We start from the raw sequence: 1,109 nt of genomic DNA on the forward strand, positions 1-1,109 counted from the left end.
TTTTTGGCGGTGGTTTTTTGGCGGTGGTGAAGGCCTCCAGGCCCTGGGTGAGCGGGTAGTCGTGGGTGATGACGGGTTCGATGTGCAGGGTGCCGTCGGCGAGGGCGGTGATGACGTCGTCGATTTCGTTGTTGAAGCGGAAGGATCCGCGCAGGTCCAGTTCCCGGGTGATGGCCAGGGAGATCAGGACCGGTTGGGGTCCGGTGGGCAGCAGCCCGACCATGACCACGGTCCCGCCGCGGGCCGCGCCCTGGATGGCTGAGGCCAGGCCGTGGTGGCTGCCGGAGGATTCGATCACAACGTCAGCCTGCACGGCGGCGATCGCGTCCTTGTCCCCGGCCTGCAGGACCTGGTCCGCGCCGACAGCCATCGCGGTTTCCAACGGTTTGGCGTGGACGTCCACGGCGGTGATCCGCGTTGCGCCGGCACGTTTGAGGACCGCGACCGCCAGGGCACCGATCGGGCCGGACCCGATCACCAGGGCGGACTTCCCGGCCACGTTCCCGGCCCGGGCTACGGCGTGCCAGGCCACCGACGCCGGCTCGATCAGCGCCGCGGTGCGAAGGTCCATCGTCGCCGGGAGGGCCCGGAGCATCCTGGCCGGGAGGTTCACGTACCGGGCAAACGCCCCATCGGTGTGCGGGAACCGCGCGGCGGACCCCAGGTAGGTGCAGCCCGGGGACAGGTTCGGCCGGTCCGCCGGGTAGCGCACCGTCCCGTCGCCCGGACCCGGGGTTGCCGGGTGGACCGCCACGTTCGTGCCCGCCGCGGGCCCGGTGCCGTCCGCAGCGGCTACCACCACGGTCCCGGAAATCTCGTGCCCCAAAACCATCGGCGCCTTCAGGATCGACTCCCCCGCCGCCCCATGCAGCCAGTAATGCAGGTCCGACCCGCAAATCCCGCCATAGGCAACCTCCGCCACTGCCTCGTCCGGGCCCGGGGCCGCCAACGGCACGTCCTCGATCCGCAGATCCCCGGCCGCGTACGCGACCACCGCCGGACCCGAGACCGGCAGCACCGGTTCTGCGGCCGCGCCGGTTCCGCCGGTATCCCGGGTCACCGCTGACGTACCCGCCAGATGACCGCGCATCAGACCACCACCGTCATTC

The 1,109-nt window shown here is 71.1% G+C and carries 1 protein-coding gene; it reads right to left on the minus strand.

The features are described 5' to 3' along the window. Positions 1 to 1,090 (minus strand): L-idonate 5-dehydrogenase (locus AB4Y73_RS20400; protein ID WP_441874502.1); only part of this gene is annotated, 1,090 nt, incomplete at its 3' end. Positions 1,091 to 1,109 lie beyond the last annotated feature (19 nt).

The organism is Pseudarthrobacter sp. TAF60_1, from assembly GCF_052113505.1.
Taxonomy (GTDB): domain Bacteria; phylum Actinomycetota; class Actinomycetes; order Actinomycetales; family Micrococcaceae; genus Arthrobacter.